The 6,444-nt window shown below is 69.2% G+C and carries 8 protein-coding genes; 5 read left to right on the top strand and 3 right to left on the bottom strand.

Going from position 1 to position 6,444, the window contains the following annotated elements:
* The 3 genes from AB3X43_RS14405 to AB3X43_RS14395 form a co-directional block, all read left to right on the top strand.
* The coding region (locus tag AB3X43_RS14405) for a patatin-like phospholipase domain-containing protein (RefSeq protein WP_473965129.1) at nucleotides 1-533 on the top strand (533 nt) is incomplete at its 5' end.
* Nucleotides 533-1,480, top strand: coding sequence for an alpha/beta hydrolase (locus tag AB3X43_RS14400; protein ID WP_369430551.1), 948 nt, complete (start codon nucleotides 533-535; stop codon nucleotides 1,478-1,480). The genes AB3X43_RS14405 and AB3X43_RS14400, both read left to right, overlap by 1 nt.
* A gap of 44 nt (nucleotides 1,481-1,524) precedes the next feature.
* A complete protein-coding gene (locus AB3X43_RS14395) occupies nucleotides 1,525-2,415 on the top strand; it encodes a YbgC/FadM family acyl-CoA thioesterase (RefSeq protein WP_369430550.1) in 891 nt (296 codons plus the stop codon).
* Here AB3X43_RS14395 and AB3X43_RS14390 read toward each other — a convergent pair.
* The 3 genes from AB3X43_RS14390 to ygfZ are packed head-to-tail and all read right to left on the bottom strand — an operon-like array spanning nucleotide 2,381 to nucleotide 4,715.
* Complete coding sequence (locus AB3X43_RS14390; RefSeq protein ID WP_369430549.1) at nucleotides 2,381-3,400, bottom strand: NRDE family protein; 1,020 nt, start codon at nucleotides 3,398-3,400, stop codon at nucleotides 2,381-2,383. The two genes, AB3X43_RS14395 and AB3X43_RS14390, sit on opposite strands and share 35 nt — an antisense overlap.
* Nucleotides 3,400-3,735 carry a DUF4936 family protein gene (locus AB3X43_RS14385; RefSeq protein WP_369430548.1) on the bottom strand — a complete coding sequence of 112 codons (336 nt, stop codon included), beginning with the start codon at nucleotides 3,733-3,735 and terminating at the stop codon, nucleotides 3,400-3,402. The genes AB3X43_RS14390 and AB3X43_RS14385 overlap by 1 nt, the downstream gene beginning before the upstream one ends.
* A complete protein-coding gene (gene ygfZ, locus AB3X43_RS14380) occupies nucleotides 3,732-4,715 on the bottom strand; it encodes a CAF17-like 4Fe-4S cluster assembly/insertion protein YgfZ (RefSeq protein WP_369430547.1) in 984 nt (327 codons plus the stop codon). The genes AB3X43_RS14385 and ygfZ overlap by 4 nt, the downstream gene beginning before the upstream one ends.
* Nucleotides 4,716-4,762: 47 nt before the next feature.
* Between ygfZ and mltG the strand changes: the two genes are divergently transcribed.
* Together mltG and tmk are read left to right on the top strand one after the other, a co-directional pair.
* Nucleotides 4,763-5,785 carry an endolytic transglycosylase MltG gene (gene mltG / locus AB3X43_RS14375; protein ID WP_369430546.1) on the top strand — a complete coding sequence of 341 codons (1,023 nt, stop codon included), beginning with the start codon at nucleotides 4,763-4,765 and terminating at the stop codon, nucleotides 5,783-5,785.
* On the top strand, nucleotides 5,782-6,429 hold the full coding sequence (gene tmk / locus AB3X43_RS14370) for a dTMP kinase (RefSeq protein ID WP_369430545.1): 648 nt from the start codon (nucleotides 5,782-5,784) through the stop codon (nucleotides 6,427-6,429). Before mltG ends, tmk begins: the two co-directional genes overlap by 4 nt.
* Nucleotides 6,430-6,444: the final 15 nt, after the last annotated feature.

Here is a 6,444-nt window from a genome sequence, read left to right as displayed (position 1 = left end):
TGCCGCTGCCGCTGGACGATCTGCCGACCCGCCACGTGGCGCTGACGCCCGAGAACCTGCTGCCGAGCATCCTCGGCTCTGGTTCGATCCCGTTCTGGCTCGACGCCGTCCACGACATTCCCGGCGCACCACGGGGCGCGTACTGGGACGGTGGCATCACCGACTACCACCTGCACTGGCCCTGGCGCGAGATCGCGGCGACACCCGACTCCGGCGGCCTGGTGCTCTATCCCCACTTTCAGCCGCGGCTGGTGCCGGGCTGGCTGGACAAGGGCCTGCGCCGCCGACACCGGCCGACCCCGTGGCTCGACAACCTGATCGTGCTGGCCCCGGAGCCGGCATGGGTTGCCACGCTGCCGCACGGCAAGATCCCGGACCGCGGCGACTTCAAGTCCTGGGGCGACGACCACGCCGGGCGCATGCAGGCCTGGGCCCGCTCGGTTGCCGAGAGCCAGCGCCTGGCGGACGAATTCATGCAATGGCTGCAGGATGGCTGCCCGCTGGACCGCATCACACCGCTGGAGAACTCCTGATGGGCGCCCACCGACTCACGCCAGCGATGCGCGATCTGCTGCACCGCATCCGCCGGGCGAACCGGTCGCCGCTGCACAGGCTGGGCGCGGTCGAGGCGCGTCGGCTCTATGAATCGGCGGCGGAGGTGCTGGAGCCGCCACGCGCCCCCTTGCCGCGGGTCGAGACGGTGGTGCTGCCGGTCGGTCCGGGCATCGCACGGCCAGCGCGGCTCTACGCCACGCAGCCCCGCGAGGCGGGCATGCCGCCGGTGCTGCTCTATCTGCATGGTGGCGGCTTCACGGTCGGCAGCCTGGAGACGCACGACAGCCTGTGCCGCCAGATCGCGCTGCGCAGCAGCGTGGCGGTGGTGGCACTCGACTACCGGCTGGCGCCGGAGCACCGGTTTCCCGCTGCGGTCGAGGACAGCTGGGGAGCGTTCCAGTGGCTGGCACTCCATGCCGACAGACTCGGCCTCGATGGCACACGGCTGGCCGTCGGCGGTGACAGCGCCGGGGGCACGCTGGCTGCCGTGGTGGCGTTGATGGCCCGCGATGCAGACCTGCCGCTCGCTTTGCAACTGCTCATCACACCGGGCACCACAGCGCACGCCGACACGGCATCACACGCCCGCTACGCCGAAGGTTTTCTGCTAGAAAAGGCGGGGATCGACTGGTTCTTCGACCAGTACATCGACCACACGCACCGCACCGACTGGCGTTTTGCGCCGCTGCTGGCCGACGACCACGCAGGCCTGGCGCCCGCCTGGATCGGCCTGGCCGAATGTGACCCACTGGTCGACGAGGGCGTGGCCTACGCCGATGCGCTGCGCATGGCGGGTGTGCCGGTCGAGCTGGAGCTGTACAAGGGCGTGACACATGACTTCATCAAGCTCGGTCGGGTGATTCCCGAGGCAGCGCTGGCGCAGCAGGCGATCGCCGATGCGCTGCGTGCGGCGCTGTATCCTTGAACATGGTTGGTTGACATTCCAGCGAACTCACCAAGGATCAGGTCATGGCGTTGCGCGGTAGTTATCGTTTCTCGCACCGGCTTCGGGTGCGTTGGTCCGAGGTCGATCTGCAGCAGATCGTGTTCAACGGGCATTACCTCAACTACTTCGATGCCGCCGTGTCCGACTACTGGCGTGCGCTCGCCTTGCCCTACCAGGCGACGATGGCGCGGCTGGGCGGCGACCTCTACGTGCGCAAGGCCACGCTCGACTACTTGGGCAGTGCCCGCTATGACGACCTGATCGACGTGGCGATCCGCTGCGAGCAGATCGGCAACACCTCGCTGCGGCTGCGCTGCGCGGTGTTCCGCGGGGAAAAACTGCTGGTCACGGGCGAGCTGGTCTATGTGTTCGCCGATCCCGCCACGCAATCCAGCCGGCCGGTGCCGGCTGAACTCCGCGAGATGCTGCTGGATTTCGAGGCGGGCGCCGAGATGCTGGACGTGCAGGTGGGGCACTGGAACGAACTGGGCGTATCGGCCCAGGACGTGCGCGCGGAGGTGTTCGTGCGAGAGCAGGGGATTCCGCTTGACCTGGAACTGGACGAGGCGGACCACAGCGCCGTGCATGCCCTGGCGCTCAATCGGATGGGCATGCCGCTGGCGACCGGTCGGCTGCTCCAGCACGCCCCCGGCGTGGCGCGGCTGGGCCGCATGGCCGTGATCGCGCCGATGCGTGGCAGCTCGGTCGGGCGGCGGGTGCTGGAGGCGCTGATGGTCACAGCGGCTGCGCAGGGCGACCACACGGTGGTGGTGCATGCGCAGTTGTCCGCGGCCAGTTTCTACAGGCGCTTCGGCTTCGTCGAGCACGGGCCGCACTTCGAGGAAGCGGGCATCGTGCATGTCGAGATGGTGCGCCCGCTCAGTTCTTCGGCGCCTTCGGCCGTGCCGGCTTGAGCAGGCTGCGCACCCGTGGCTGGATGACGCGGGGTGGTGCGGCGGCAGCATCGATGTCGCTGTCGTGTTCATCCAGCGCGGCATCGCACACCGGAGACGCGATGCTGCCCAGCGACACGCGGCCACGGTGGTCGTTGGCCAGCACCGGTTCTGTCTGGTAGCGCGGTGGCCAGTCCTTCAGAGTGGCCCGGCGCATCAGGGCCAGGCCGGGTCCTGCGGGGTAGCTGCGCTCGTAGACCTGGGTGATCAGGTGCCGGCCGATGCGCTCGGTGATGAGCACGGTGGAACAGCGCGTGCCGTAGCGGCCATCCGGTGTCCGGATGAAGGCAGGCGACAGCATCCGTTCCAGTTCCTGTGACACGCCGGTCGAAGGAAGTTCCTCATCGCGGGCCTGCGTGGGATCGGTCAACGCGTTGAGCAGCCTCTGTGCGAGGGCATCGGCGCCAGGCGCGGTGGTGGCGGTGGCCGTGGCCTGCAGGACTGCATCGCTCAGCTGCTGCTTCAGGCGCTGGACCTTGGGCCAGGGCTCGTCCAGGTGGCCGTTGGACAGCGCGAACACGCCCCCTTCCAGCCGGGTGGGCGATGCCCGCGCGCTGCTGAGCCACCAGCAGTCGCCATGGGCAAAGTCGGCGGCGATCAGGTTGAAACCGTTGTGGCCGGTGAGCGCGGTCCGCACCCAGAAGCGGTCGGGGCTGGCGGTGGTGGTCAGCCAGTCGGGGATGATCGCGCCGCGCGTGGGGGCCTGCGGATCGTGGCGCGACGGGTCACGGATGTTGGTCAGCAGCCCGAGTCGGCCCGCAGCCGTCAGCCCGAACCAGGTGCCGCCTGCGCTCAGATCACGGCCCGAAAGGACTTCCGTGTCGCTGCCCGGGCGTGTCCACCAGCCCAGGCGCGCCGTGGACCGTTCGAAGAATTCGTCGCGGTTGGCAGCGAGGACCAGCGGAAAGCGCCGGCTGTGGTCAAGGGCGAGGGCGGCAAGGCACATCAGAGGACACCGCGGACAGGCAGTGAGGCAAAGACTTCGACATGCCGAGGCCCCACGCGCACGCTCGGCCAAGGCAGCAACATTTCACAAATATGGGCCACGGTCGGCGCGTCAAGCCCCCCTGGCTGGCGATGGATTTCCATCCAAGTGAGCATTTCATCACGATCTTCCAGGCGCTGAAGCCATCGACTCTCCAGCGTTGGGAACCGTTGCCGCAGTGTCTCGTGCGCGGCGGCCATCTCGGTCCGGGCCTGCCCGCTGTCTGCATGTCGCACGCGGTAGTAGATGTACAGTTCTCCGTGGTGTTCGCCATCCTCGGCGCAGGTCATGGTCATGCGGTTTCGGCATCGTGTGGCAGGGCGTACGGCAGCGGCAGCATCTGGAGCGCAGGACCATCCGGCTGCCCCAGATGCAACCCGCCGCTGCGGGTCACCGCGATCTTGAGTTCCACCAGCGCCAGGTGGCGCGTGCCGTCGATGGCCGTCCGAGCGACCACACCGGCTGGCTGGGCCGGGTCCTCGCTCCAGAACACTTCCTGCGCCGGTGCCATGGCGGCTTCCCCCGACAGCAGAAAGGCACGCCGCTTCAGCTTGCCCAGATAGTGGCTCCGCGCCACGATCTCCTGGCCCGGGTAGCAGCCTTTCTTGAAATCGACGCCGCCGACCAGCTCGTAATTGAGCATCTGTGGCACGAACTGCCCGGACGTCGCGGCCACGACCGGCACGACGCCCGAACGCACTTCCAGTCGCTGCCACTGCGCCGCATCCAGCGCGGGCAGGGCGGCGAGCACCATCTGCGCTTGCACTGCGGGGCCGATCCACAGCCAGCGGTCGGTTGCCGCGTCGCCCAGACCGCTGTCGGGCAGGCGGATCACCACCGCGCCGTTCTGGTCCAGCTTGTCCCAGGCGTGCGCTGGTGCATCCGCGCCGAGCCAGGCTGCCGCCGGAGCGCCGACCAGACCGAGTACGGTCAGCTCTGGGCTGGCGTCGGACAAGCGGGCCTTGGCGCGCATCACGAACATCGACAGCCGCTTGAGCGTTGGCGCCAGCACGTCGGCGCTGCAGGCCAGCCAGTACTCGTCGGTGCCTGCGCGGGCGTAGATGAAGCTGGCCAGCATGCGACCCTGCGGCGTGCAATAGGCCCCCAGGCGTGCATGCGTCAGGTCGAGGTGGCTGACGTCGTTGCTGAGCTGTCCGTGCAGGAAGGTCGCCGCATCGGTTCCGATGGCGCGGATGACGCCCCAGTCCGGCAAAGCGCACGCGCCGCTGGAATGGAGTTCAGCGGATTGGTCAGGAAATGCAGTGGTCGTGTCCATCCGCTCATTATCATCAGCACCATGCAACCTTGTGACTTCACGCTCTGATGACCCCGGGTCGACGTTCCTCGCCGCGCCGGGTCACGCTCTGGCTGGGCAGTGGTCTGCTGTTGCTGGCCATGCTGCTGGCTGGCTGCTACTGGTGGATCCAGCACCCGATGGGCGGCCCCGAGGCGCCGATCGACCTGGAGGTGGAGTCCGGCGAGCCCGCGCGGCAGGTGGCGCAGGCCACCGCCGACGCCGGCATGCTGGTGTCGCCGTGGATGCTCTACCAGTGGTTCCGCTGGTCCGGTCAGTCGCGGCAGATCCGTGCCGGCAGCTACGAGATCCAGCCCGGCACCTCGCCGGCGCAGCTGCTGCGCAAGCTCGTCGACGGCGACCAATCGCTGGCCCGACTGCGCCTGATCGAAGGCTGGACCTTCCGCCAGATCCGCGCGGAGCTGGCCCGCACGTCGACACTGCGTGCCGAGTCCGCGGCGCTGTCCGACGGAGAACTCATGTCGGCCCTCGGCTCACCCGGGCTGTTGCCGGAAGGGCGCTTCTTTCCCGACACCTACAGCTATGCCAAGGGCAGCAGCGACCTGGCCGTGCTGCGCCGTGCCCATGCCGCGATGCGCAAGCGGGTCGAGATGGCCTGGAGTCAGCGCGAGGCCGACAGTCCGCTGATGTCCCCGGACGAGCTGCTCACGCTGGCGTCCATTGTCGAGAAGGAAACCGGCCGGGCCGAAGACCGGCCGATGGTCGCCAGCGTGTTTGTCAACCGGCTGCGCGTGCGCATGCCGCTGCAGACCGACCCGACCGTGATCTATGGACTCGGCGAGCGCTTCGATGGCAACCTGCACCGCAAGGATCTGCAGACCGACACGCCCTACAACACCTACACCCGCGCCGGCCTGCCACCCACGCCGATCGCGATGCCGGGGCGTGACTCGCTGATGGCCGCGGTCCGGCCCGCCAGCAGCAAGGCGCTGTACTTCGTTGCACGCGGCGACGGCACCAGCCAGTTCAGCGAGACGCTGGCCGACCATAATCGGGCCGTCGACAAATACCAGCGCAAGGTCGCACGTTGAGCCCAGTCCAGTTCCCTCCCAGCCCCGCCGGCTGCTTCATCACCACCGAAGGCATCGACGGCGCAGGCAAGACCACCCAGATCGACCGCATCGCCGCCCGCTGGCGAGCGGCCGGCCACGACATCGTGCGCACCCGGGAGCCGGGCGGCACGCCGCTGGCCGAGGCCCTGCGCGTGCTGCTGCTGTCGCGCGAGATGGACCCACTCACCGAGGCGCTGCTGGTCTTCGCCGCCCGGCGCGACCACCTGCGCACGGTGATCGAGCCGGCGCTGGCCCGCGGCGCGGTGGTGCTGTGCGACCGCTACACGGATGCGACGTTCGCCTACCAGGGCGGCGGTCGGGGCTTCGACCTGGGCATGCTCACCCAGCTCGAAACCTGGGTGCAGGCCGGGCGCCAGCCGGACCTGACGTTGTGGTTCGACCTGCGCCCGGAGGAAGCGGCCCGCCGCCGCGCAGGCGCGCGGGCACCGGACCGCTTCGAGGCCGAGCAACTCGCGTTCTTCGAGGCCGTGCGCGCCGGCTACGCGCAGCGCTTCGCGGCCGACGGCCCGCACGGGACGCGCGTGGCGCGGCTGGACGCGGAGCAGCCGCCGCAGGCGGTGGCCGCGCAGATCGACGCCGTGCTGCAGGCGCGCGGATGGTGAGCGCGGCGCTGCCCT

Source organism: Sphaerotilus sp., from assembly GCF_041083715.1.
Taxonomy (GTDB): domain Bacteria; phylum Pseudomonadota; class Gammaproteobacteria; order Burkholderiales; family Burkholderiaceae_C; genus Sphaerotilus.
Note: the sequence above shows the minus strand (reverse complement) of the source record. Positions and strands in the feature narration are given on the sequence as shown.

What these genes read in the sequence shown, in the direction of transcription:
- AB3X43_RS14390 (WP_369430549.1), bottom strand. Translation starts at nt 3,400, where the DNA reads ATGTGCCTTGCCGCCCTCGCCCTTGACCACAGCCGGCGCTTTCCGCTG.
- AB3X43_RS14400 (WP_369430551.1), top strand. Translation starts at nt 533, where the DNA reads ATGGGCGCCCACCGACTCACGCCAGCGATGCGCGATCTGCTGCACCGC.
- mltG (WP_369430546.1), top strand. Translation starts at nt 4,763, where the DNA reads ATGACCCCGGGTCGACGTTCCTCGCCGCGCCGGGTCACGCTCTGGCTG.
- AB3X43_RS14395 (WP_369430550.1), top strand. Translation starts at nt 1,525, where the DNA reads ATGGCGTTGCGCGGTAGTTATCGTTTCTCGCACCGGCTTCGGGTGCGT.
- AB3X43_RS14385 (WP_369430548.1), bottom strand. Translation starts at nt 3,735, where the DNA reads ATGACCATGACCTGCGCCGAGGATGGCGAACACCACGGAGAACTGTAC.
- ygfZ (WP_369430547.1), bottom strand. Translation starts at nt 4,715, where the DNA reads ATGGACACGACCACTGCATTTCCTGACCAATCCGCTGAACTCCATTCC.